Annotated in this window: 19 protein-coding genes; 13 read left to right on the top strand and 6 right to left on the bottom strand. The window is 68.5% G+C overall.

Annotation, left to right across the window (positions count from 1 at the left end; translation table 11 throughout):
* Positions 1-433: 433 nt before the first annotated feature.
* Complete coding sequence (locus tag G6048_RS13270; RefSeq protein ID WP_165339707.1) at positions 434-2,860, bottom strand: DEAD/DEAH box helicase; 2,427 nt, start codon at positions 2,858-2,860, stop codon at positions 434-436.
* Positions 2,861-3,578: 718 nt separating this feature from the next.
* On the opposite strand from G6048_RS13270, the gene G6048_RS13265 reads away from it, so the two are divergent.
* On the top strand, positions 3,579-4,169 hold the full coding sequence (locus G6048_RS13265; RefSeq protein WP_165339706.1) for a TetR/AcrR family transcriptional regulator: 591 nt from the start codon (positions 3,579-3,581) through the stop codon (positions 4,167-4,169).
* Between the two features lie 140 nt (positions 4,170-4,309).
* Here G6048_RS13265 and G6048_RS13260 read toward each other — a convergent pair whose 3' ends face one another.
* Entirely contained in the window at positions 4,310-5,116 is an 807-nt protein-coding gene (locus G6048_RS13260) for a class II aldolase/adducin family protein (protein WP_165339705.1), read from the bottom strand.
* 136 nt (positions 5,117-5,252) lie between these two features.
* Between G6048_RS13260 and G6048_RS49445 the strand changes: the two genes are divergently transcribed.
* Positions 5,253-5,435 carry a hypothetical protein gene (locus tag G6048_RS49445; RefSeq protein ID WP_235989667.1) on the top strand — a complete coding sequence of 61 codons (183 nt, stop codon included), beginning with the start codon at positions 5,253-5,255 and terminating at the stop codon, positions 5,433-5,435.
* Here G6048_RS49445 and G6048_RS13250 read toward each other — a convergent pair.
* The 3 genes from G6048_RS13250 to G6048_RS13240 all read right to left on the bottom strand — a co-directional run bounded on the left by G6048_RS13250 (position 5,432) and on the right by G6048_RS13240 (position 8,793).
* On the bottom strand, positions 5,432-6,226 hold the full coding sequence (locus G6048_RS13250) for an SDR family NAD(P)-dependent oxidoreductase (RefSeq protein WP_165339704.1): 795 nt from the start codon (positions 6,224-6,226) through the stop codon (positions 5,432-5,434). The genes G6048_RS49445 and G6048_RS13250 overlap by 4 nt on opposite strands.
* 179 nt (positions 6,227-6,405) lie before the next feature.
* Complete coding sequence (locus tag G6048_RS13245; protein WP_165339703.1) at positions 6,406-7,212, bottom strand: class II aldolase/adducin family protein; 807 nt, start codon at positions 7,210-7,212, stop codon at positions 6,406-6,408.
* Between the two features lie 39 nt (positions 7,213-7,251).
* Positions 7,252-8,793, bottom strand: a complete 1,542-nt coding sequence (locus G6048_RS13240; protein ID WP_165339702.1) for an aldehyde dehydrogenase family protein — start codon at positions 8,791-8,793, stop codon at positions 7,252-7,254.
* A gap of 143 nt (positions 8,794-8,936) precedes the next feature.
* On the opposite strand from G6048_RS13240, the gene G6048_RS13235 reads away from it, so the two are divergent.
* The 9 genes from G6048_RS13235 (at position 8,937) to G6048_RS13195 (ending at position 18,102) form a co-directional block, all read left to right on the top strand.
* A complete protein-coding gene (locus G6048_RS13235) occupies positions 8,937-9,908 on the top strand; it encodes an SMP-30/gluconolactonase/LRE family protein (RefSeq protein WP_165339701.1) in 972 nt (323 codons plus the stop codon).
* Between the two features lie 75 nt (positions 9,909-9,983).
* On the top strand, positions 9,984-10,850 hold the full coding sequence (locus G6048_RS13230) for an SDR family NAD(P)-dependent oxidoreductase (RefSeq protein ID WP_165339700.1): 867 nt from the start codon (positions 9,984-9,986) through the stop codon (positions 10,848-10,850).
* Positions 10,851-10,962: 112 nt separating this feature from the next.
* Complete coding sequence (locus G6048_RS13225; protein WP_165339714.1) at positions 10,963-12,165, top strand: amino acid deaminase/aldolase; 1,203 nt, start codon at positions 10,963-10,965, stop codon at positions 12,163-12,165.
* Positions 12,166-12,208: 43 nt separating this feature from the next.
* The gene (locus G6048_RS13220) at positions 12,209-13,480 is read left to right on the top strand and encodes an MFS transporter (protein WP_165339699.1); all 1,272 of its coding nucleotides are present in this window, start codon (positions 12,209-12,211) and stop codon (positions 13,478-13,480) included.
* Between the two features lie 43 nt (positions 13,481-13,523).
* On the top strand, positions 13,524-14,861 hold the full coding sequence (locus G6048_RS13215; protein WP_165339698.1) for a D-arabinono-1,4-lactone oxidase: 1,338 nt from the start codon (positions 13,524-13,526) through the stop codon (positions 14,859-14,861).
* Between the two features lie 269 nt (positions 14,862-15,130).
* Positions 15,131-16,186: a cytochrome P450 gene (locus G6048_RS13210; protein WP_165339697.1), complete on the top strand. Its 1,056-nt coding sequence runs from the start codon at positions 15,131-15,133 to the stop codon at positions 16,184-16,186.
* Entirely contained in the window at positions 16,183-17,424 is a 1,242-nt protein-coding gene (locus G6048_RS13205) for an NAD(P)/FAD-dependent oxidoreductase (protein ID WP_165339696.1), read from the top strand. Before G6048_RS13210 ends, G6048_RS13205 begins: the two co-directional genes overlap by 4 nt.
* A 1-nt stretch (position 17,425) precedes the next feature.
* Positions 17,426-17,749 carry a 2Fe-2S iron-sulfur cluster-binding protein gene (locus tag G6048_RS13200; protein WP_165339695.1) on the top strand — a complete coding sequence of 108 codons (324 nt, stop codon included), beginning with the start codon at positions 17,426-17,428 and terminating at the stop codon, positions 17,747-17,749.
* 11 nt (positions 17,750-17,760) lie between these two features.
* On the top strand, positions 17,761-18,102 hold the full coding sequence (locus G6048_RS13195) for an aldehyde dehydrogenase family protein (protein WP_165339694.1): 342 nt from the start codon (positions 17,761-17,763) through the stop codon (positions 18,100-18,102).
* Positions 18,103-18,607: 505 nt separating this feature from the next.
* Here the strand turns inward: G6048_RS13195 and G6048_RS13190 are convergent.
* Positions 18,608-19,678 (bottom strand): zinc-binding dehydrogenase, encoded by a 1,071-nt coding sequence (locus tag G6048_RS13190; protein WP_165339693.1) that lies wholly within the window; start codon positions 19,676-19,678, stop codon positions 18,608-18,610.
* A 278-nt stretch (positions 19,679-19,956) separates the two neighbouring features.
* On the opposite strand from G6048_RS13190, the gene G6048_RS13185 reads away from it, so the two are divergent.
* Positions 19,957-23,193, top strand: a complete 3,237-nt coding sequence (locus G6048_RS13185) for a bifunctional cytochrome P450/NADPH--P450 reductase (RefSeq protein ID WP_165339692.1) — start codon at positions 19,957-19,959, stop codon at positions 23,191-23,193.
* A 216-nt stretch (positions 23,194-23,409) separates the two neighbouring features.
* Positions 23,410-24,624: an MFS transporter gene (locus G6048_RS13180; RefSeq protein ID WP_328825825.1), complete on the top strand. Its 1,215-nt coding sequence runs from the start codon at positions 23,410-23,412 to the stop codon at positions 24,622-24,624.
* The last annotated feature ends 76 nt before the right edge of the window (positions 24,625-24,700 follow it).

The following is a 24,700-nucleotide window of genomic DNA, read 5'->3' as shown; positions in this document are numbered from 1 at the left end:
GTCCTGCTCCGCAGGAACGACGCGCCGACGCTACGCGTCGGTTCAGCCCCCGCTCCGCGGGGGCTGAGCTCGGTCCCTCCGGGACCGGATCCGCTCCGCGGATCGAGTTGGGTCGTCGGTGCGGTGTCCCGATCGCGGAGCGATCGGGCCTCCTCCCCGACTTGCCTTGGCTTTTCAAGTCCAACATGACTGGGGTGCAGGTTAATTCGGCTAGTAGCAGGGGGTGGCGGTCGTTGTTCTGCCCGACTGGACGTTTGGTGACGGCTCGTCAGTTACAACCATAACGTCGAGCTGTGCCAATCCTGTGTGCCGCTGCTTCCTTGTCTCCAAAACTTTGGAGTATTCGAGTTCTGCCACTCCCTCACATACCGAAGATGGGACCCGGGGCTGCGCGAAACGAGGCTGCCGCCGCACTGAGCTCAGCGGCCGAACCTCAGCCGTTTGATGGCCCGATGGTGCCGGGAGCACGGACCAGATCGATGCCGTGCTCGGCAAGGGTAGCGGACACCAACTCTTCTTGCTCCGAGGGGAGTTGATCAGCGTTCAGCTTGGTGCGGACCTTGGCGAGCCAGGGACCGATCATGACACGGTCGCCGTCGACCTCGATCCATTCTCGGGCGCCGGGGGTGCGTCCCCACCGTGCCACGAAGAGCCCGAGGATCTCGGTGGTCTGCGCGAACGTGCGCCGCCGCGATGTACTCGGCCTGCCCGCGGCGTGCTCCTGGTCCAGGAGGGCGCGTTCGGGGGCGATTCCCATGTGGGCGAGCAGGTCGCGCTGGCCGGGCTCGAGGTCGGGCCAGCTAGTGAGCTGGCGGTGCAGCCAACTGCCCGCCTTCACTCCATGGATGACCGTGTCGCGGCGCAGCGTGCTGGGGTGGTTGCCGGCTTCCAGGTGGCGGCGCAGCAGATGGAACTTGCGATGCCAGTCGGGGCCGTAGGGGAGTTTCCAGTCTGGGTCGAGGGCTGTGAGCTGGTTGTCGCGGTCAGGGGTGAGGCGGTCCTTTCGGGCCAGGGCGCGCTGGTCGGCAAGGAACTGGCCACCGGGTAGTTGGGTGGGGATGGCAAGGTGGCCGTGTTCGGCGTGGAAGGCCTCGACGGTGGCCAGGTGGCCCTGCCAGGTGGCCTCGTGGTCGTCCCAGATCATGCCGAGATCCTCGAGCTCGGCGATCCATGCCGGATCGAGGGCGCCTGCCTGGTAGGCGGTGCGCTGGCCGGTGATGAATTGCCCCAGCCGGTAGCCGTAAGCGTCCTCGTAGTCGGCGCTCACGCGCAGGTGGCCGTGTTCGCTTTGGTAGCGGATGGCGGCGGCTAGGCCGGCGCGGCGGGGGGCGGACAGGACGGCGCCGTGGGAGGGCCAGACGAGCAGGTCCAAGGCGCGGGCGATCGCAGTGGGGTCAATGGTGTGGTCGAAGCGGAAGCGGCGGGTGATGTAGGTGTGGGAGTCGCGGGCGGGATGCTGGTTCTTGGCCCGGGGGGCGCGGGCGGCGATGGTCTGGTCGTGGTGGCGCAGGGCAGAGGTGACCAGCCAGAGGGCTTGGTAGGGGGTGCCGAGGAGGTCGGTGGGGTCGGCACCGGGCGGGATGTAGGCGGGGACAACGAGGCTGGCCGTCTTCGTTGTGGCGGTGGGTGGTTTGCGCAGGGCGCGGCCGAGGGCCTGGACGATGCGGCGGACGCTGGCGGTGCGGTCGGCGAAGACGACGGCGTCGACGGCCGGCAGGTCGACCCCTTCGCCAAGGACTTTGGCGTTGGCCAGCACGGCCCGGTCGGCGTTGGTGAAGCGGGCAATGATGTCGGCGCGTCGGCGGGGACTGTGGGTGCCGTCGATGGACTGCACGACGACGTCGTCCGCCCAGTCGGGGCGCAGTTCGTCGGGGAGGGTGCGCAGGGTGTGGGCGAACTGGCGAGCAAAGTCGGCGGCGTCGGCGATCTGCTGGAAGTAGACGAACACGTGCCGTAGATCCTGCTCGCGCATGGCTTTGAGGATGGCCAGGTGCAGGGCGGTGGTGCGGCGCGCGGTGGGCCCTGTTTTTGGATCGGTGAGCGCGGTGTGCAGTTCAGTGTCGGTGACGGTGGGGACGACGAGCTGGTAGTCGGCCAGGACGCCGTCATCGATGGCGTCGGCGTGGGAGTAGGTGTGTAGGCGGGGGCCGAAGATCTGCAGCTGGTCCATGGTGGCCAGCAGGGCCGGGTCGTCCCAGGCCGGTGCTGTGGCGGCGGTGCGCTTGGGCTGCGCCCTGGTGGTGGGCGGCTCGGTCAGGCGTGGGGCTTCCCATACATAGGGGGTGGCGGTGAGGTAGAGGCGGCGCTCGGCAGGGATGCGTTCGTTGTCGTGCAGCGCGGTCCAGTTCTTCTCCCAGGTGCCGGCCGTGGCGTGTGCTTCGTCCACGATGAGCAGGCCGAAGACGGGGGCGGGGAAGATCGCGGAGTGTTGGGCTTCTTCGACCTTGGACAGCGAGTCGTAGGTGAAGAAGACCGTTGCTTTGGGGTGGCGGGCGAGCCAGTAGGCCAGGTACTCCCCCGCGTTGGACGAGTCGACCTTGGCTTCGGCGAGGAGCGGGTGTGATTCGGCGCGCAGCGAAGAGACCGTGATCATCGGCTCTTGGCGGCCGTCCGCGCGAGCCGCTGCCGCCCACTGCGCGACCAGGTCCAGGCTGGGTACTGCCACTGCCAGGTGTCGCACGCCGAGTTCTTCGGCGACGCGCAGTGCGAAGAGGGTCTTGCCGGTGCCGCAGGCCGAGACGGCGTGTCCGCGGGTGCGCGGGCGGCGCAGGTGGCGGATTGTGTTGGCGAGGCCCTCCTGTTGGTCGGTGCGCAGGACCAGACGCCCGGTGTGTTCTGTTGCGGTGGGACTGGCGGTCATCGCGCGGTTCCTCGGCATACGTGAGGGGCTGACTCGCGTTCATTCTCGCGTACGGAGGGGGCATGGCGCAGTGTCTCTTGGTTGGCGGGGGCGCGCTGCGGGCCACGCGCGCCCCGTGATCTGCGTCGTTGGTTGTGGGTCATGGGCGATGGTGGCGGCTACGTTGCGCTGAGAGAGTGCGAGTTGATCGCCGTGGGGACCAGAGACGGCCGGTCTTCCTCTTCTTGATTGCGGGCGTTCCGATTGGTTGTGTTCTGTGGAGGTTGACCTCTCTCCCCTTGATCGTGCGCGGAGAGGGCAAATGGGAGCACACCGGCCGCACCGCACCCACCGAAGCATCGTCCGCTGCTGACATGTCCTCGACCCGATCCTCAAGGGGTGGCTGGCGGACGGCGTCGAGAGCCTGCGCGAGATCACCCGCGACGACGTCAAGAGGGCCATCGCCACCCGAAGGGGGACACCGGCCCGCTCGATCCACATCGTCCTGCGGAATGTCTTCCGGGCCCTTCGGCAAGAGGGTGTGACCTCCGCGACCCTACCCGTGGCCTCGTCTTCGCCGGGATCAACAAGGCTCCCACCGGCTACTGCCTGAAGCCCACGGACGAGATGTACGCCATCGACTCCGACGACCGAAATCACAGTTGGTCGATCGTCCAAGACGCCGGTTAGCATGGACGAGCATTTCACTCTTGATGAAACGGTGGACCGAATGTCTCGCATGGCAGCGAAGGATCGACGGCAAGAACTCATCGCCGCGGCGTTCCGCGTCATGGTCCGCGACGGAGTCGTCAAGACCACGACACGCGCTGTCGTCAACGAGGCGAAGATGCCGCTGGGCATTTTCCACTACTGCTTCAACTCACGTGAGGAGCTCCTCCAGGAAGTCATCACCCGCATCACGGACAGCGGCGTGGCCAAGGCCCGGAACGTGTTCGAGGGAGAGGGCGACCTCGGCGCACGCATCGCCAGGAGCCTCTACGCCTTCTGGGAGGGAGTTGAGCTCAGCCCGGGAGAGCATCAGGTGGGGTACGAACTCACTCACTACGCGTTGCGCCAGGAGGGCTTTGAGGATCTGGCCCGCCGGCAGTACGAGCATTACCTGGAAGTCCACGAGCAGCTCCTGGCTGAAGCCGCCGAGAGCGCGGGCATCAAGTGGACGGTGCCCCTTCCCGTTCTGGCCCGCTACCTCAACGCGGTGCTGGACGGTGTCACGCTGTGCTGGCTGGCCGACCGTAACAGCGAGAACACCCGCGAGGTGCTCAGCCTGACCGGCGAGCACCTCATGAGCCTCGCCGCCAAGGACGCGTGAGGTGAGTCGCCGGTGAGCGCACGCTCACCGGCAGTGGCCGCCCCCTCGTCGCATGGCGGCCACACCAATAAGTCGGGTGGGTGCGGCGGCCGTAGCCGCCGCACCCACCCGACTTGGCTTCTTGGGATCAGCGCGTCATGTCAGTCGAACAGGTCGGGCTGTTCCGCGGTGATCTGGTCCCACAGGGGGCGGAACTGGAACCAGCCCGGGAGGGGGCCGGAGATCTGCTCCCTCACCAGCCGCGCCGTTTCCGCATCGATGAGCTTCGGTTCACCCGCGGCCATGGCCAGCAGCTGCGCCTGGCAGGAGCGTTCCATGGTGATGAAGTACCAGGCCGCCGCGGCGACGGAGGCCCCGACCGTGAGCAGCCCGTGGTTCTGCAGAACGACGGCCTTTCCCTTGCCCAGCGCCACACCGATCCGTCGGCCTTCCTCGGTGTCGTTCACCACGCCCCGGTAGTCGGAGTAGATGCCGTGGTCCTCGAAGAAGGCACAGGAATCCTGGGTGATCGGCTCGAGCGGGACGCCGAGGCTGGAGAAGGCCTTGCCGTGCAGGGAGTGGGTGTGTGCGGCCGCGACCACATCCGGCCTGACCCGGTGCACCTCGGAGTGGATGCAGAACGCGGCGTTGTTGACCGGGCGCTTGCCCTCCAGGAGCTTGCCGTCATGGTCGACGAGGATCAGGTCGGAGACCCGGATCTGGCTGAACGACATCCCGAAGGGGTTGACCCAGAAGGCCGAGGGGTTCTCCGGATCGCGGGCCGTGATGTGTCCGGCCACGCCCTCGGAGAAGCCGAAGCGGGCGAACAGGCGGAAGGCGGCGGCGAGTTCCTGCTTGCGGACCTGACGCTCCTCCTCGGTGCTCAGGTTCTGCTGGGGCAGCGGCAGGGTGACGCCTGCGGGCATGGCGCCGACGGACATGTGCGGGGCGGCGGGTGTCGTGGTCATCGGGATCTGGCCTTTCGTGATCTGGTGGGCGGATGAAGGCGGGACGCTCCGCGTCTGCCGGGTGGTCCTCGTCGGGCAGGAACCAGCCGCTGATCGCGCGGTAGCCGCTCACTTCCCACGACAGGTTGGCCTGGACGTGTGCCCCGAGACGGGCCGGGCCTGGCTCTCCTACCGCCGCGCGGAGGAGATCTTCCAGGAGAACGCCCGACTGCTGGCCAACCCCCTCTCCGAAGACGACGGCGCCGCACCCGCAGAGCGAGAGCAGCAGCAGGAACCCGACGACCGTGGTATGCACACCTCGAATCCAGGCGGGTGCTAGCGGTTGTTGTTCTCGTACTCGGGGTGGGCCCGGGCAACGATCCGGTAGAACAGGCTCGGGAACCAGCGGTGGAGCCGGACCGCCAGACGTTCGGTGGGTCCGGCGATCACGATCAAGGGCCGATGTCGTTCGAGGGCGTCGACGGCTCGGGTGGAGAACCGGTCCACCGACATCCCCGTCAGGCTCGCCTCGGAGCGCTCGCCGTAGGTCTGGCCGCCGCCGTTGATGCTGTTCACGGTGATCGATGTCGCGACGAAGCCGGGTACGATCACCGAAATGATGAGCTCCGGCTGCTCGGCGCGCAGTGCGTCGTAGAAGCCGAGCAGGGCGTGCTTGGCCGCTGCGTACGCCGAGCTGCACTTGTCGCTGAGCAGGCCGTTGATGCTGCTGACCACCGCCACCTGGGCGCCCGGGCGGAGGGACGGCAGCAGCGCCAGTGTCAGCGAGATGTTGCCGTAGTAGTTGATGTCAGTGACCCGCTGGTAGATCGAGAGCGGCGTGTTGCGCACCCAGTCCTTGTAGTCGATGCCCGCGTTGTTGATGAGCACGTCGACGTGGCCGACCTCGGCGAGCACACCGCTCACGACCTCCTCGGCGCCGGCGAAGTCGGTGACGTCGTACGGGACGCACAGGGCTGCGTCCGGGGAAGCGAGCTCACTGCGGACCCTTTCGAGCTCCGGTACGCGCCGGGCGCTCAGGACGACCAGAGCCCCACGGCGCGAGTACTCCTTGGCGAGACCTTCGCCGATGCCCGACGAGGCACCGACGATCCAGACGACCTTCTTCGACATGTGCTCTCCAGACGACCCGGTTGGGGTTGGTGTCTTGAATATCTGACAGCAACACCGGTTTCCTGTTCCGTTACCACTCGGACCCCGACGTCGTAGTCGTCGCCCGACGAAACCGATGCGGCCGTCGCCCGCCTCCGTGAACTCAGGCGGGCGACGGCCGCATCTCTTATGGCGTTGTCTCAGTCGAACAGGTCGGGCTGTTCCGCGGTGATCTGGTCCCACAGGGGACGGAACTGGAACCAGCCCGGCAGGGCGCCGGAGATCTGCGCACGGACCGTCTTCGCTGTCTCGGCGTCGATGAGCTTCGGCTTCCCGGCGGCCATGGCCAGCAGCTGCGCCTGGCAGGAGCGCTCCATGGTGATGAAGTACCAGGCCGCCTCGGCGACGGACGCCCCGACCGTCAGCAGCCCGTGGTTCTGCAGAACGACGGCCTTGCCCTCGCCCAGTGCCACGCCGATGCGCCGGCCTTCCTCGGTGTCGTTCACCACGCCCCGGTAGTCGGAGTAGATGCCGTGGTCCTCGAAGAAGGCACAGGAATCCTGGGTGATCGGCTCCAGGGGGACGCCGAGGCTGGAGAATGCCTTGCCGTGCAGGGAATGGGTGTGTGCTGCAGCGACCACGTCCGGCCGGGCTCGGTGTACCTCTGAATGGATGCAGAACGCGGCGTTGTTGACCGGGCGCTTGCCTTCCAGGAGCGTGCCGTCGTGGTCGACGAGGATCAGGTCGGAGACCCGGATCTGGCTGAACGACATGCCGAAGGGATTGACCCAGAAGGCCGACGGGTTCTCGGGGTCACGGGCAGTGATGTGCCCGGCCACCCCCTCGGAGAACCCGAAGCGGGCGAACAGGCGGAAGGCGGCGGCGAGTTCCTGCTTGCGGACCTCGCGCTCCTGCTCAACGCTCAGGTTCTGCTGGGGCAGCGGCAGGGTGACGCCCTCGGGCATGGCGCCGACGGACATGTGCGGGGCGGCGGGTGTCGTGGTCATCGGATCTGGCCTTTCGTGATCTGGTGGGCGGTGGCGCGGTTACTTGCTCCGGCGGCGCAGGCGGTTGCCGTACATGACGTCCACCAGGCGCAGGATGGACCGATAGGCCGAGGGGTCGAACGGGATCATGTGAAGGTCGCGGCGCATCGGGAAGCGGTTCACGCTGACGGCCTGGAGCCTGGTGTACTTGCGGATTCCTTCGGCGCCGTGCCGTACGCCGAGGCCCGACTCCTTCCAGCCGCCCATGGGCAGGCCGAAGGCCATGTAGTTGGTCTGGGCGTCGTTGATAGTGACGCAGCCTGCCTCGAGACGCTCCGCGAGGTGTCGGGCACGCTTCATGTTCGAGCTGATAATGGAGGCTTGCAGGCCGTAGGTGCTGTCGTTGACGAGCCGGACGGCCTCCTCGGCACTTGCGACCTTCATCACGGGCAGCGTGGGTCCGAAGGTCTCCTCACGCATGCATTTCATGGTGTGGTCGACATCGACGAGCAGCGTTGGTTCGAAGAACCGGCCCGGGCCGGGGGCGGCATGGCCCCCCACAAGGACGCGCGCTCCTCGGCTCACGGCGTCCTTGACGTGGTCCTCGACGATCGACATCTGAGGCGGGAAGGTCATGGCGCCCACATCGGTGCTGCCCAGCCCTGCCGGCCTGCCGGAGGTGACCTCCTCAAACCGCTGGCGCAGCCTGGCGACGAACGCGTCGTACACCGGCTCCTCGACATAGACGCGCTCCACCGAGGTGCACATCTGCCCCCCGTTGCACAGAGCACCGTGCAGGGTGACGTTCACCGCCCGCTCCAGCGAGGCATCGGCCAGCACGATCAGAGCGTCCTTGCCGCCGAGTTCAAGTGAGCACGGGACGAGCCGCTCGCCCGCCCGCGCGGCGACGGCCCGGCCGGTCTTCGTGGATCCGGTGAACATCACGAAGTCGGCGGTGTCGACCAGGGCCTGGCCGGTGGCGCCGGCGCCGGTCACAACCTGGAAGACATCCTTGGGCCAGCCGCACTCACGGGTCATCTTCTCCATGAGCAGCGCGGTCAGCGGCGTGTACTCCGAGGGTTTGAGGACGACCGCGTTGCCGGCGGCCAGGGCCGGGATGGCGTCACCGAAGGAGTTGATCAACGGGTTGTTCCAGGGGCCGATGACTCCGACGACACCGAGGGGGACCCGCCGGGTGTACATGCTGCGCCCGAGCACGAACGGCGAGAGCGAGCGGATCTTCGTCTCGGCGAGGAAGTGCCGTGCTCGCTTGGCCCAGTAGGCGAAGGCGCTGACGCAGTAGACGATCTCGACGATCGCGTCCTCTTCGGTCTTGCCGTTCTCCGCGACGATGGAGTTGATGATCTCCTGCCGGTGAGTCAGCAGCCACTGGCGACCACGCGTGAAGAATTCCGCACGGCTTCGGGCGCTCAGTTCAGCCCAGCCCGGCTGCGCCCGCCGGGCTCGTGCGACCGCTTGCGCCACCTCCTGCGCCGACGCGTCTGCGACGTGGCCGACCACTGCTCCGGTGGCCGGGTTGTCCACTGCGATGGGTGCGTCCGCCCGGGCGCCGTCGGGCGTGAGCGATCGAGTCTGAGCCACGGAAAAACTCCTGCCGGAACGTTGACTTCGGTTTGCCCAGAATGAGACGGTCACCCGTACAAGTCAAGTGTCTTGTACGGATGACCAACTTGCTTTGCGGCAGAGATACCACGCCCAAGGCCCGTCACCAAGGAGCGGCTGGAATGAAACGGACGACATCAGTCGCGTTGAGCGGCTTCGGCGTTCCCGAGTCACTGCGCTGGCATCAGGGAGCCCTGTGGTTCTCCGACCTGGCACACGGCACGGTGCACCGCTGGGACGGCACGGGAGAGGCCGAGACGGTCCTCAAGGTTCCCGGCCGGGCCGGCGGACTCGGCTGGCTTCCGGACGGGCGCATGCTCGTCGCCTCCATGGACGGAGGCGTCGTGTACCGACTGGAAGCAGACGGCGAGCTCGTCGAGCACGCGGATCTGCGGCACCTTGTCGGCGGCCCGGTCAACGACATGCTCGTCGACCCGCACGGGCGTGCATACGTGGGCAACTTCGGCTTTGACTACCACGCGTTCGCCCGCGAGCACGCCAACGCCATGCTCTACGCGCCGCCCGGCCCGACGAAGGCGCCGATCGCGTGCCTGGCTGCGGACGGGACCCTGCTCGGGGTGACCGCGCCGGTGCTCTTCCCCAACGGATGCGTCCTGACGGCCGACGGCACCACCATGGTGGCGGCCGAAACCCTGGCCATGCGGCTCACCGCATTCCCCGTGCTCCCCGACGGCACGCTCGGGGAGCCACGCCCCTGGGCCCCGCTGATCTCACCGTTCCTGTGGCATGCGGTGAACCATCCGGGTCTTCTCGGCCGGATCACCCGCAGGATCTCGGCGCTGCTGGACCGCCCAGCCATCGCCAAGCGCTCCGCTTCACCGATCGCCCCCGACGGCATCGCCTGGCACAGCGACGGCGAGACGATGTGGATCGCGAACGCACTGCGCGGCGAATGTGTCCGCGTGGCCGAGGGGGGCCGCGTCCTCGACCGCGTGACGACGAGCCAGAACACCCTGAGCTGCCTGGTCGCAGGTCAAGACGGGCGCACCCTGTTTGCCGCGACCGTGCCGACCGACGATCCCGTCCGAGCCGCAGAGCTGAACGGCGGTCGCATCGAGATGCTCCGGTTGTGAATCCCCAGGTAACGAGGAAGGACAATCTCATGTCGGACGATTGACTTGGACAGGCGACCAGGAGACTCTGTGGCCATGAGTGAAGTGTCTGAAAACAGCCGGGTGCTACTCGTCACCGGCGCAGCCTCCGGCATCGGGGCCGCGATCGCGCAGTCCGCGGTCGCACGCGGCCACCGCGTGATGCTGTCCGATGTCAACGAACAGGCCGTACAGGCCAGGGCGCTCAGTCTGGGCAGCCGGGCCGCCGGCTGTGTCCTGGACATCCGGAATCCGGCGGCTTGGGTCAAGGCCTTCGAAGCAACGGAGGTCGCGTTCGGAGCCGTCGACGTGCTGGTCAACAACGCCGGCATCACCCACACCGGTCACGCAAGTGACCTCGGCCCCCAACAGCACCGCGACATCCTGGAGGTCAACCTGCTCGGCGCCATCACCGGCACCTGCACGGCGATCGAGCGGATGACCGTGCAGGGCCGCGGCCACATCATCACCGTCTGCAGCATGACGTCGTTCCTCCCGCTACCCGGATACGCGACGTACTGCGGCTCGAAGCACGGGCTGCGGGCCTTCCATCACAGCGTGGCCCTGGAGGAACGCGACGGGCCACTGGACTTCACGATCATTCATCCTCCGTCCACGCGCACGGACATGCTTGAGCAGGAACTGGCCGACCCCGCTTGCGCCATCTCCTTCGCCGAGAAGTCCTACGCACCGGAGGAGATCGCCAAGACCGTCGTCGACGCGATCGTCTCCAAGCCGGTCGAGGTGGTGTTCCCTCCCCTGGGCGGACGTGTCCAGCGGATCGCCGGCGTCTTCCCCCGCCTGATGCGGTGGGTGATCCCGCTCGCCGAGGCCAAGGGAAGAAAGCAACGAGAGCGGATCATCGCCCCCACGGGCCGCCGCCGGTCCGACGCGGCGCGGCCTTCGGACGGCTCGACCGTCTGACGCGGTTCCCGGCCGCCGCTTACCGGGCCGGTCCACTGAACTACCGAGAAAGGGTGCGGATGTGAGCGCACATGTGGCGTCCTGGCCGGACGTGAAATCGGCCGCCTCCGCCATGGCCGGTTTCAGCGAGGTCCGGATGGCCCAACTGGAGCGGGCCACCCAGCACTTGGATCCGCCGTTCGCCGTGGTGGACCTCGATGCCTTCGACGCCAACGCTGCGGATCTGGCCCGCCGGACGGCGGGGCAGGCAACCATCCGCCTGGCCAGCAAATCGCTCCGCAGCCGTACGCTGATCCGCCGGGCCGTCCAGCAGCAGGGATACCAGGGCATTCTCGCCTTCACCCTGCCCGAGGCGCTGTGGCTGGCCGAGGAGCACCCGGACATCGTCATCGGATACCCCACGACGGACCGCACCGCCCTGAAGCAACTCGCAGCGGACGAGCGAGCGGCCTCCCGCATCACCCTCATGATCGACTCCACCAGTCAGCTGGACTTCATCGACGAGGTGGTCGGCGCCTCCCGGCCTCCCATCCGCGTCTGCATCGATCTGGACGCCTCGCTGGAACTGGCCGGAGGCCGCCTCCACCTGGGCCCGTACCGCTCCCCGGTGCACACCCCGCGACAAGCGGTGGCACTCGCCCGCGCCCTCCAGGACCGCGCCGGATTCCACCTGGCCGGGGTCATGTCCTACGAGGGCCAGATCGCCGGGCTCGGCGACAACCAGCCCGGATCCCCCCTCAAACGAGCCGCGATCCGCGCCATGCAGCGCCTGTCCGCCCACGAGTTGGCCGACCGGCGTGCCGCAGTCATCGCCGCCGTCGAGGCCGTCACGCCGCTGGAGTTCGTCAACGGCGGTGGCACGGGCTCCATCGAGCAGACCGCCGCCGAACACGTCATCACGGAGATAGGCGCCGGGTCGGGCCTGTACGGGCCGGGCCTGTTCGACTACTACCGACGCTTCCGCCCCCGGCCCGCCGCCTACTTCGTCATGTCCGTCGTACGCCGCCCGAGTGAGAAGATCGCCACCGTGTTGGGCGGCGGCTGGATCGCTTCCGGCCCGCCGGGCCGGGACCGGCAGCCCACTCTGAGCTGGCCCCAAGGGCTGCGGATGAACCCCACGGAAGGGGCCGGAGAGGTCCAGACGCCGGTCCTGGGCAACGCGGCACACGGACTGCGGCTGGGCGAGCACGTGTGGTTCCGCCACGCCAAGGCGGGCGAACTGTGCGAACGCGTCAACACACTTCACCTGGTGTCGGGCGCCGACATCGTCGAGCAGGTCACGACCTACCGCGGCGAAGGTCACGCCTTCCTCTGATCCCATCCCCGCTCAGGCTCCTGTCCGTCCCTTCGGAGGCCCGATGCCCACGGAGTTCCACAATCCGGCCCTTGCGCCGGCAGGCACCGCAGGGGCGGACGCCGGCCACGCGCCGACCGACCCCGTTTCGCACTCATGGACCACGCTGTTCAGCCTGGTCTGGTTCGGCTACTGGATGGCGAATCTCGTCCCCCTCCAGCTGCTGCTGCCCCAGCAACTGGAGGCGATCGACCCGTCATCGAAGGTGCACGACTTCGCCGTCGTCAACGCCGTCTCCGGGCTCGTCGCCCTCCTCGCCCTTCCGCTCTGCGGCGCGCTGTGTGACCGCTCCCGCTCCCGCTTCGGCCGCAGAAGACTCTGGGTCGCGGCCGGTTCCCTGTGGCTCGCCGCGGGGCTGGCCGTGACCGCACAGCAGACAACCGTCGCGGGAGTGACCGCTGCCTGGGCAGCCAGCATGCTCGGCCTCAGCGCGGCCACTGCCGGACTGACCGCCATGATCGCCGACCGCGTGCCCGTCAACCAGCGCGGCATGGTCTCCAGCGCGATCTACGGCCCTCAGGCCCTCGGCGTGGTGGCCGGCATCGCCCTCGTGTCGGCTTTCGGACTCTCCCCCGCAAGCGGATACCTCGTCATCGCGGCCCTGCTGATCCTCTGCGCAGTGCCGTTCCTGGCGCGCTACCGCGACCCCGCCCACAGCTTCGAGCCCCCGCTGCGTCTGCTTGCGCTCTTGGCCTCCATGGGCAACTCGCTGCGCAACCGGGAGTTCGCCTGGGCCTTCGGCGGCCGGCTGCTGGTCAATCTGGCGAACTCGCTCGGGGTCTGCTACACCCTGTACTTCCTGACCGACGACCTGAAGGTCCCCGACCCGGCGGGCAGCCTCCTGGCCTGCACCGCCCTGTACCTCGTGGCCGGCATCCTGGCCACCTCCGTCGTCGGCGTGCTCTCCGACCGCCTGGGCAGACGGCGCATCTTCGTCGCACTGACGGCGCTGCTCCAAGCGATCGCGGGCTTCCTCCTGGCGGCCTTCCCGAACCTCACCGTCACCCTGGTGGCATCCGCGATCATGGGCGCCGGCTTCGGCGCCTACATGTCCGTCGACCAGGCCCTGATCACCCAGGTCCTGCCCGACGCGGACAGCCGGGCCCAGGACCTCGGCATCATGAACATCGGCTCGGTGGTGCCGCCCGCGCTGGCCCCACTGATCGCCAGCCTCATCATCACCTCCGGCCGCGGCTACCCCGTCCTCTTCGCCCTCGTGGGCGCCACCGCGGCCCTCGGAGTCCTGCTCGTGTACCGCGTACGGTCCGTCCGCTAGAGGTGCCGAGACCCCACTTCACCCCGAGGAAAGGTGAAAGGCCATGGAAACGATCCCCTACGGCGCCCCGCGGGACACAGCGGCCACGAGGGCCTGGCACAACTGGGCGGGCAACGTCACCGCCCGCCCCGTTCGAGAAGCCACGCCCGCTTCGGTCGAGGAACTCCGCGCCGTCATACGTCGGGCAGCCGAGGACGGACTCGCGGTGAAGCCCGTCGGCAGCGGCCACTCGTTCACCGCCGCTGCCGCGACCGAGGGCGTGCTGATACGGCCTGACCGCCTGACCGGCATTCGCGCCATCGACCGGGAGGCCGGAACCGTGACCGTGGAAGCGGGCACACGGCTCAGGGACCTGAACGTCGCCCTGGCCCGGGAAGGCCTGTCACTCACCAACATGGGCGACATCATGGAGCAGACCGTCGCCGGCGCGACCAGTACGGGCACCCATGGCACGGGCCGCAGCTCGGCAGCGATCGCGGCCCAGATACGCGGCCTTGAACTGGTGACGGCGGACGGCTCGTTGCTCACGTGCTCCGAGAAGGAGAACCCGGACGTGTTCGCCGCTGCACGCATCGGGCTGGGCGCGCTCGGGGTTGTCAGTGCCATCACGTTCGCGGTGGAACCACTGTTCCTTCTCACCGCGCGCGACGAACCGATGACGTTCGACAGGGTCACCGCGACCTTCGACGAACTCCACGCGGCCAATGATCACTTCGAGTTCTACTGGTTCCCGCACACCGGAAACTGCAACACCCTGCGAAACAACCGCAGCACAGGTCCGCTCGCCCCGATGGGCCGGTTCAGAGGCTGGTTCGAGGACGAGTTTCTCTCCAATGGTGTTTTCCAGGCAGCCAACTCGCTGGGGCGGGCCGTGCCCGCCGCCGTCCCGGCCATGGCGAGGGTGTCGAGCCGGGCTCTTTCCGCCCGCAGCTATACGGACATTCCGTACAAGGTTTTCACATCCCCCCGCCGGGTGAAGATGATCGAGATGGAGTACGCCCTCCCGTGCGAGGCACTGATCGGCGCCCTGCGCGAGTTGAAGGCCATGGTTGACCGTTCGGATCTGCGGATCAGCTTTCCCGTCGAAGTGCGTACGGCACCCGCGGACGACATCACCCTCTCCACGGCGTGGGGCCGTGAGAGCGGGTACATCGCCGTCCACACCTACCGGGGCATGCCTTTCCGTGAGTACTTCGCCGCGGCGGAGCGCATTTTCACCGCGCACGGCGGACGCCCGCACTGGGGCAAGCTGCACACACGTGACGCCGACTACTTCGCGGTGGCGTATCCGCGCTTCGGTGAATTCGCCGCACTGCGTGACCGCCTCGATCCGGATCGGCGCTTCGGCAACGCATACCTTCGACGAGTCCTGGGCGACTGACCCGGCCTCATTGCAGAAAGGTGGTAGTTAAACCCATGTCCTCCACACAGCTGACTTCGGTGGCAGATCTTCCCGCCATTGAGGACTTCATCACATTCGACAATTTCTCACGCAACTTCGTGGAAGCGGCAAGGGAGTTGCGGGGCCGAGAAGGAACCGACTTTCTCCGGGGCCCGATGAACAGTCTCGTCGTGCTCCGTAACAAAGACGCCAGAACGCTTGCGGCGAATCCGGCGTTGGGCAACGTGCCCGCGGACATCGTCTTGTGGATGGCCACCGAAGCGGATCTCGGCTCCGGGCCCGTGACCAAACCGGATCCCGAACAGACCGAAGGGTACGGCAGGTTCCTGCGGAACCAGGTGTTCACCTCCAACCCTCCGCTGCACCAGCCGTACCGTAATCTCCTGGTCCGGCAACTGCTGCCCCGGAACATCCTCCGTTTCGCTCCCGCCGCCGCACGCCTCGCACAGGAACTTGTCGAGGAGTGCGCCGGGCGCGACCGGACTGACTTCTCCCGGGAGTTCGCCGGGCGGTTCGTCACCCGCTTCTGGGCCGAGCAACTCGGGCTGAGCAGCGACCAGGCGGCGCACGTCCAGCACCTCATGGAGCAGATGAGCCTGACGTTCCTGCTCACCCGCACGCCCGAGCAGTCGCAGCGCCTGTTCTCTGCTGCGGCGACGTACATGGACGTGGTCGGAGAAGCCGTTCGGAAGGCCTGGTCGGACGGAGGCAACGCGCTTCTCGACGACATGGCGGCCGAACTCACCACGATCGACATGGAGGGCAAGCCGGAGGACATCGGCTCGTTGGTGGCCTCGAACTTCTTCGACGGCTTCCACACGATCGGTGTGGCGATCGAGAACGTGGTCTTCCGGATACTGAGCGACGGGACGGCCCTGGAACAGGTCCGTGCCGACCCGGCGTTGGTCACCAGTGCCTTCTACGAGGGCACACGTCTGGAGTCCCCGCTGATGCTCAGTCAGCGACTGACGCTGCAGGACGTCGAGTACAACGGCGTCTCCGTCCCCGCCGGCACACCGGTCCTCATGATGTGGGCCGCGGCCAATCGCGATCCCGAGGTCTTCGACGACCCCGACAGCTACCGGCTGACCCGGCAGATCCAGCACGGCGCGACCTTCGGCGGCGGTGTCCATCTGTGCCCAGGCAGGAACGTGGCCCGGATGCTCACTGAGATCGCCGTGACCGCGCTGACCGCGCCCGATGTCGATATCGCACTGGTCGGGGACGATCACGAATGGGCGGCCCACTCCCTGATGCGGCAGCTGACGGCGTTGCCGGTCACCATCCGACGGGTGCACCGGTGAAGACCGTCGTCATCGTCGGTGCGGGACAGGCCGGCTCGGAACTGGCCGTGGCGCTGCGGCAGAACGGTTTCAGCGACCGGATCCTGCTGGTCGGGGCCGAACCCCACCTGCCCTACCAGCGCCCGCCGCTGTCCAAGGCGTTCCTGCACGGCAAAGTCGATCAGGTGGCACTGCGGATTCGCGCCCTGGACGCCTACACCAACGCCGGCATCGAGGTCGAACTCGACACTGCCGCGGTCGGGATTGACCGCCGGACACGATCCGTCGCCTTGGCCGACGGGCGCACGCTGCGCTACGACAAGCTGGCTCTCACCACCGGTGGCAGTCCGCGTCCTCTCCGATTCGGCTCCGGCCACGTCCCAGGCAGGACTCTGCATCACCTCGACGACGCGATCGCGCTGCGGCAGGAACTGCAGTCCGGTGGCACCCTACTGATCGTCGGTGGCGGATTCATCGGCCTGGAGACGGCGGCCGCCGCGACCGACATGGGGATCGCAGTGACGCTCGTAGAGGCCCAGCCGCGAGTCCTGGCCCGGACGTGCCCACCGGCCGTCTCCGCCTTCGTCGAACGCGAGCACCGCAATCACGGTGTCGATCTGCGCACAAGCGTGTCCGTGCGCAGCGTCGCCCAGCGCGACGGAGCCCTCCTTGCGGAACTCAGCGATGACACCGTGGTCAGAGCCGACCTGATCCTGACTGGCGTGGGGATCGCTCCGAACGACACCCTCGCCGCCACCGCGGGACTGGCCGTCGACGACGGTGTCCTGGTCGACGCCGTGGCCCGGACCGCGGACCCCGACATCGTCGCCGCGGGCGACTGCACGCGACAGTGGCACGGTTTCCTCGGCCGCAGCGTACGCCTCGAATCCGTTCAGAACGCCACTGACCAGGCCAGAACCGCGGCCCGGACCTTGTGCGGAAAGCCGACCGAGCGTTTTACGGCGCCCTGGTTCTGGTCCGATCAGTACGACCACAAGATCCAGATGGCCGGCCTGCCGCAGACCGGCGACACAGATGTCGTCCGCGGCGACCCGTCATCGAACTCCTTCAGCGTGGTGTATCTGCGCAACGGCATCATCACCGGCCTGCACGCGGTCAACCGGCCGCGGGATTTCACGGCCGCCCGGCAACTCGTCACGGCACGGGCCGCCATGACCGGGGATGAAGCCGCCTCCGAAGACCTCCCGCTGTCCGAACTGATGAAGCGACACCAATCCACCGCAGAAAGGCGTGCCTGACGTGCCAGTGATCAAGTTCATCGAGGCCGACGGAACACCGCACCCCGTCCAGGCCATCGCCGGCCAGAGCCTCAAACAAGCGGCACTCGACCATCTCGTGCCCGGCATCATCGGCGACTGCGGCGGCTGCGCTTCCTGCGGAACCTGTCACGCCTACATCGACGAAAAGTACCTGCCGCTCCTCCCTCCGGCTGACGAAAACGAGGAGATGATCCTCGAGGGCGTACCGGCGTCACGCACCTCCAACAGCCGCCTCACCTGCCAAATCCCTGTGACAGCCGACATGGCCGGGATGGAAGTACACATTCCTGACACTCAGCTCTAAGAGGAAGTTCCTTGCGCTCCGCCCGCTCGCGTACCGGCGCCGCTGCCGCCGTGTTCTTCAGCAAGCGCCACGGCATGGCGATCGCCGAGCGGATCCGCTCGGGCATGTCGTCGGTCAACGGCGTGATCAGCTTCGCCGGCATACCGGGCCTGCCCTTCGGCGGCGTCGGCGAATCCGGCTTCGGCCGCATCCACGGACCCGACGGCCTGAAGGAGTTCACCTTCGCCAAGGCGATCGCCCGGCAGAGGTTCAGGCCGTTGCTCGCACTGACCACCTTCGACCGCACCAAGAAGACCGACAGGCTGTTCACCTGGGTGATCGGCCTACTCCACGGGCGCGGGCCGAGGAGGTAGCGCAAAAGCACCCAGGTCCATCAACGACGACCTCGCCCTGCTCCCGAGCCCGCCGGATCGACAGCACGCCGACCGGGCCCGGTCTCGGTGGTAGGTCGTACGGCACATGGCGCGTCCCCCACCTCCGGCTCCCGTACGGGCCTGGTACCGCCAAGCCCTGCGGTCCGCACAGCACCGGCCATACGGCCATCCGGCGCCGGATGAGCTCCGTCGCGACGCAAGCCTGAGCCCGTACGGCCTGCTCTCATCCAGCCCTGTCGGGCCGCCGGAGCGGGCCTCGAGCAGCGCCTGGTGCTCACCGCCCGACTCCTGGCCACACCGGTCCACCCGCGGAGGGCGGGCCGTCCGCCGGAACCGTCTGAGGGAGCGTGGGCCCCCGCGACGTCGCGGGGAAGGTGGACCGGGCGGAACACCGCAACGCCCGGAGCCCCTCCGTGGCAGTGGGCTGCCGTCGGAGGGGCTCCGGGCGTTCTGTGGGGCTCGGGGGGTGCGGGCGCTCGGTCCCTCAGGGGGTGAGTACGAACCTGATCGGATCGCCGATCTTCTTCTCCAGCCGAGCGACCGCGTCCGCCGCCTCCGCCAGCGGGACATGGGCGGTGATGGAAGGCGCCAGGTCGATGCGCCCGGCGGACGTCAGGCTGATGAGCTGTTCCACGTGCTCGGGGCCGGAACCGTAGTGGCCGCGGATCTGGTGACCCAGGTAACTGAACTCCGTGCTGTCCCTGACGACGATCGGTTCCGGGGTGAGCCCGGCCAGCACCAGGACCCCGCCGGGCGCCAGTGCGGCGGTGGCCTGCGCGCGGGCCGCACCCACGCCGGCGAAGTCGAACGCGACCTCGATGCCCCGCCCGCCCGTGGCCTCGGCCAGCGCCGCCGCGAAGTCGTCCGCGGTCGGGTCGAGCGCGAAGTCGGCGCCGAAGACCAAGGCGCGCTCGCGGGCGGCGAGGATCGGATCGACGGCGATGATCGGGGCCGCGCCGACCATGCGAGCGAGCCGGATGCCGTGTGCTCCCAGACCGCCGGCACCCCAGATGCCGACCGACTGCGCGGGGCGAACCGCGCCCGTCTCGACGATGGCCGCGTACGGGGTGGAGACCGCGTCGGGGATGATCGAAGCCTGGTCGAAGGGCAGGTCGTCCGGGATCGGGGCCAGGGTGTCCTCACGGGCCAGCGCGTACTGGGCCCATCCGCCGTCGTAGTCCACGCCGCGTGTCAGCGGCCGCAGGCACGATGCGCGACGCAGGCAGCCGACGCAGCCGCCGCACGCCTGTCCGGCTTGGAGCACGACCCGCCTGCCCGGTGTCCAGTGGCCGTTCAGATCCGGGCCGAGGGTGTGGACGACGCCCGCGACCTCGTGGCCGAGGGTGACGGCACGGGAATTCGCTACCGCGCCGACGGGGAAAGACGGGCTGAGGCTGCCGTCGATCAGATGGACGTCGGACAGGCATACTCCGGCGGCCCGGACCTCGACGAGGACCTCGCCCGGTCCGGGGACCGGTACCGGGACCTCTTCGACGGCGAACGTATTGCTGTCCAGGTGAAGCCGTCCGGCGAGCATGGTGGTCGGAACGCTCATGTGGGGAACCTCGATTCCGCTGGGCTGGTTCGATCGTTTTGATCGATCGACCTTGTCGTTCGACAACGTCATTTAAACATGTCGAGCCGTGCCGTCAAGTGCCGGTCGGCCGCCGTTCGCTATCGCCATCACCCCTGACGCCTCAACCCCCGTCCTGGTTCCGTCGGTCGATCATGTCGGTCAACACAATCAATCGACATTGTCATTCGACAAGGTCGTATGTATGGTTGCGGCAAGCGACAGCCACGACAGCCGGTGTGCGAACGAAAGGCATGCTCATGACCGATGTGACCCTGCGGGGAACCGAGCCGATCCCCATGCGCCCCGCTCTGCCCCTGGTCGGTCACGCTCTGGGCATCCCGAAGGGTGTCGACGGTCTCGTTCACCTGATGAAGGAGACGAAGGAGCTGGGCCCGGTGTTCAAGCTCCGTATCTTCGGGAACGACATCGTCATCATCGGTGGCCTGGACCTGACGGCCGAGCTGTCCGACGAGTCCAGGTTCCGCAAGAACGTGCACTCCGATCTCGCCGAGATCCGAAAGCTCACCGGGGACGGCCTGTTCACCGCCTTCAACCACGAACCGAACTGGCGCAAGGCGCACGACATCCTCATGCCGGCCTTCTCGCTCGGTGCGATGCGCGGCTATCACGCGACGATGCTTCGGGTTGCCCGGTCCCTGATCGCCAAGTGGGACCAGACCGTCGGCGAGCAACCGGTGGACGTACCGGCGGACATGACCCGGCTCACCTTCGACACGATCGGGCTCTGCGGGTTCGACTACGACTTCGAGTCCTTCCTCCGCGACGAGGCGCATCCCTGGATTGAGGCCATGGTGCGGGCGCTGACCGTTACCCAGGCCAAGGGAGAGTCCTTCCCGGGCACGGAGCTGTTCCGCTGGAAGGAGGCTGATCAGTTCCGCAAAGACACAGCCCTGATGACGGACCTGGTCGACGAGGTCATCCGGGAGCGGAAGGCGTCAGGGGACACGAGCACGGACGATCTGATGGGGCGGATGCTGCACACCCGCGACGAGGTGACGGGTGAGCTTCTGGACGATGTCGCCATCCGCCATCAGGTGATCACGTTCCTGATCGCCGGCCACGAGACAACGAGCGGGGCGCTGTCGTTCGCCCTGTATTACCTGACCAAACACCCCGAGGTGCTGGCGCGGGTCCAGGCGGAGGTGGACGCCCTGTGGGGAGACACGGACACCCCGGACCCGCAGTACGGCGACATCGGCAAGCTGGCCTATGTCCGCCAGGTCCTCAACGAGAGCCTGAGGCTGTGGCCGACGGCGCCTTCGTTCGCGGTCGAGCCGGTGGAGGACACGGTCATCGGTGGCAGGTACGCCGTGCGCAAGGGCGACACGCTGATGGTGCTCATCCCAGCCCTGCACCGTGACCCCGCTTGGGGAGAGAACGTCGAACTGTTCGACCCCGACCGCTTCACTGCCGAGCAGGAGGAAGCGCGCCCGGTCCATCTCTTCAAGCCGTTCGGCAACGGGGAACGCGCATGCATCGGCCGCCAGTTCGCCCTGCACGAGGCCACCCTGCTGCTCGGCCTGCTGGTCCACCGCTACCGGCTGATCGACCACACCGACTACCAACTGAAGATCAAGCAGTCGCTCACCATCAAGCCCGACGAGTTCACCCTCAAGCTGGCCCGGCGCACCAGCGGCGAGCGCCGACTGCCCGCCGTCGCCGCGAGCAGCGCCACCGTCACCGCCACCGCCACCGCCACCGCCAGCCAGGACGGGCCCGCGGCCCGGCGTGCCACGGGGGCCACGCTGACCCTCCTGCACGGCTCCAACCTCGGCACCTGCGCGGGCATCGCCCGCGATCTGGCGGCGGACGGAGACGAGCACGGGTTCGCCCCGTCCGTCGCTCCCCTCAACGGCTCCGTGGGCAAACTGACCGCCGGTGACGGCCCGGTGGTGGTCGTGGCCGCGTCCTACAACGGCCGGCCCACCGACGACGCCGCGGAGTTCGTCACGTGGCTGGAGGGACTTGAGCCCGGTTCGCTCGGCGGTGTCCAGTACGCCGTACTCGGTGTCGGCGACCGCAACTGGGCCGCCACTTATCAGCGCGTTCCCACGCTCATCGACGAGCGCCTGGCGGCGGCCGGTGCCACGTCGCTGCTGGAGCGCGGCGCTGCCGACGCTTCCGGGGACTTCGCGGGCACGGTGGACCGATGGACGGGTGACCTGTGGACCGCCCTGCTGGAGCGGTACGGCGACTCCGCGGTCGGCACCGCGGCGGCTGCTGAGCCCGAGGAGGACGAGGGCCTTTACGAGCTCCAGGACGCGACCGACTCGGTCATAGGCCAACTCGCGGCACGGCACGGCGTCCAGCCGATGGAGGTGCTCGACGCGTACGAACTGGTCGACATGGACCACGAGTTGGGCCGCTCCAAGCGCTTCCTGCGGCTGCGGCTGCCCGAGGGCGTCACCTACCGCACCAGCGATCACCTGGCCGTGCTCCCGAGCAACCCGGAAGGCCTCGTGCAGCGGGTGGCCGACCGCTTCGGCCTCGATCTGGACCGCACCGTGCGACTGCGCGCCCGCCGCCGCAGCCGGAGCATCCTGCCCGTCGACCGCCCGCTGACCGTGCGCCGCCTGCTGACCGACTTCGTGGAACTGCAGGACCCCGCCACCCGGGAGCAGGTCGCCGTGCTCGCCGAGCACACCGCCTGCCCGCCCGAGCGCCGCCCCCTGGCCGAACTCGCGGCAGCGGACCCGGACGCTTTCCGTGAGCAGGTGACCGCTTCCGGACGCAGCGTCCTGGATCTGTTGGAGCGCTACCACGCCTGCGAGCTGCCCTTCGAACGCTTCCTGGAACTGCTGCCGGTGCTGCGCCCGCGCCACTACTCGATCTCGTCGTCCGCCGAGGCGGCCCCCGGTGAGGTGGACCTGATGGTGTCGCTGCTCGCCGCGCCCCACCGCGCGGGCGAGGGCACCTTCCAGGGCATCGCCTCGCACTACATGCAGACCGTGACAGCCGGCGACACCGTCCAGGCCAGGGTGCTGCCCTGCAGCGAGACCTTCCGCCTGCCCGAAGACCCCTCCGTACCGGTGATCCTGGTCAGCGCGGGCACCGGTCTGGCGCCCTTCCGCGGCGCCGTCCTCGACCGCCACCACACCCGGTCCACCGGAACGCTGCTGTGCTACTTCGGCTGCGACCACCCCGACGTCGACTACCTGCACCGTGCGGAATTCGAGGCGGCCGAGGCAGCCGGAGCCGTCAGCATGCGGCCCACCTTCGCCCGCGCCCCCGAGGACGGCGCCCGCTTCGTCCAGGACCGCATCGCCAAGGAGAGCGACGAGGTCTGGGCGGCACTGGAGGCCGGCGGACACGTCTACATCTGCGGCGACGGCCGCCGTATGGCCCCCGCCGTGCGGGAAGCCTTCATGGCGATCTACCGCACGTACACCGGCGCCGGTGACGACGAGGCCACCAGGTGGCTGGCCGCGCTCATCGAGTCCGGCACCTACGTCGAGGACGTCTGGGCCGGCTGACCCGCCCACCATGCGCGGCCGACACCCACCGCCGCCCCGCCGACCCCACAGACCGACAGGGCCACGGACACCCACTCCCCCCAACGTCCGTGGCCCTGTCTCCTTCGAAACGTGTCCCGCCCCCTCCTGAACTCGTGAGGTTCTCATGCTTGTCGCACGCTCGGCGCCCCGCCGAGGACCGGCGGTCGTCCCCAACTCCTCGCAGAGGAGCGGTCGGTGAACGCGCGCAGCGGCTCCGCCCTGACCTTCGGCGTGGCGGTCGCACTCATCGCCGGAGTGACCCTGGGCAACGGCGGAGCGAACGTGATGCCCGTCTTCGTCGACGACTTCGCGTCGCGCTTCGCGCTGTCGGACTCCGCCGCCGGGCTCGTGGCCGCGACCCAGCTGATGGCGACCGCTGTCGTCACCCTGCTGCTGGCCAAGCGGGCGGCACGGCCGGGGCGGGTGCGGATGACCCGCCTCGGTCTGGCCCTCTCCGGAGCCGGCTTCCTGGCAGCGGCGGCGGCCACCGACCCGGTGACCCTGGTCCTGGCCAACCTGGTCATCGGCGCGGGGCTCGGCGCGGTCTACGCGGCGGCCACGGCGGCGCTCGCCGCCACCGACGACGCCGACAAGGCGTCCGCCGTCACCATCTCCGGCGTGGTCGGCGTGACGGCACTGCTGATCATGGGTGTCCCCGCCGCCAACCACGACCTGGGGGAGGGCACTGGCTTCCTGCTCATGGCGCTGTGCTGTCTCGCTGCCTGGCCCTTGACACGCCGGCTCCCGGACGGCCCCGCGACACCGGACGCCGGGTCCGCCGGTACGGGAGAGACGACAGCGGCCAAGCCGTCCGTGGTTCTGCTCCTCGGGACCGGGCTCCTGTGGACTGTCACCCAGGGCGCGTGGTCATACGCCTCAGTCCTCGGCCGTCAGCACACCGGGATGTCCCACTCGGCCGTATCGGCCGTCCTCGCGATCTCCAGCGTCGTGGCGCTCGTCGGAGCGGTGGTGGGTCCGGTGGCGGCGCGCCGCTTCGGGCGCATGCGGTCGATGGCCGTCTTCGTCACAGCGCAGGCCCTCGCGATGGCGGCCCTGGTCTTCACCCACGACCCCGTGCTCTTCACCGTCGCGGCCGTCCTCTGGCAGGCCTGCCAGCTGGCCGTCCTGGTGCAGATGCTCGCCGCCGCGGCGCTCATCGACCCGACCGGACGCCTGGTCGCCTCCCTCAGCGGGGCGGGCGCGCTTGGCACCGGCATCGGGCCCCTGGCCGTCGGAGCCGTTCTCGAGGGTGCCGGGGCCGGCGTGCTCGGCATCGTCCTGGCGATCGGCACCTTCGTCGCCTCGCTGCCCCTGCTGAGGATGACGGTCGCGAGCGGGACGGCGACCGATGAACCCAACCGCAGAAGGCGCCCACAGCCTGACGGGCGGAGCATCGGCCCGTACCGGTGAGGCAGGTCGAGGTTCTTCGGGCCGGCGACAGGGCTGCCGCTCGCCGCGGCAGAGAGCAATGGCGGTTGCCGGGCCG

This window comes from Streptomyces ureilyticus (assembly GCF_011045025.1).
In the GTDB taxonomy this organism is placed as follows: Bacteria; Actinomycetota; Actinomycetes; order Streptomycetales; family Streptomycetaceae; genus Streptomyces; species Streptomyces ureilyticus.
This window is presented reverse-complemented; position numbering and strand designations above follow the sequence as displayed.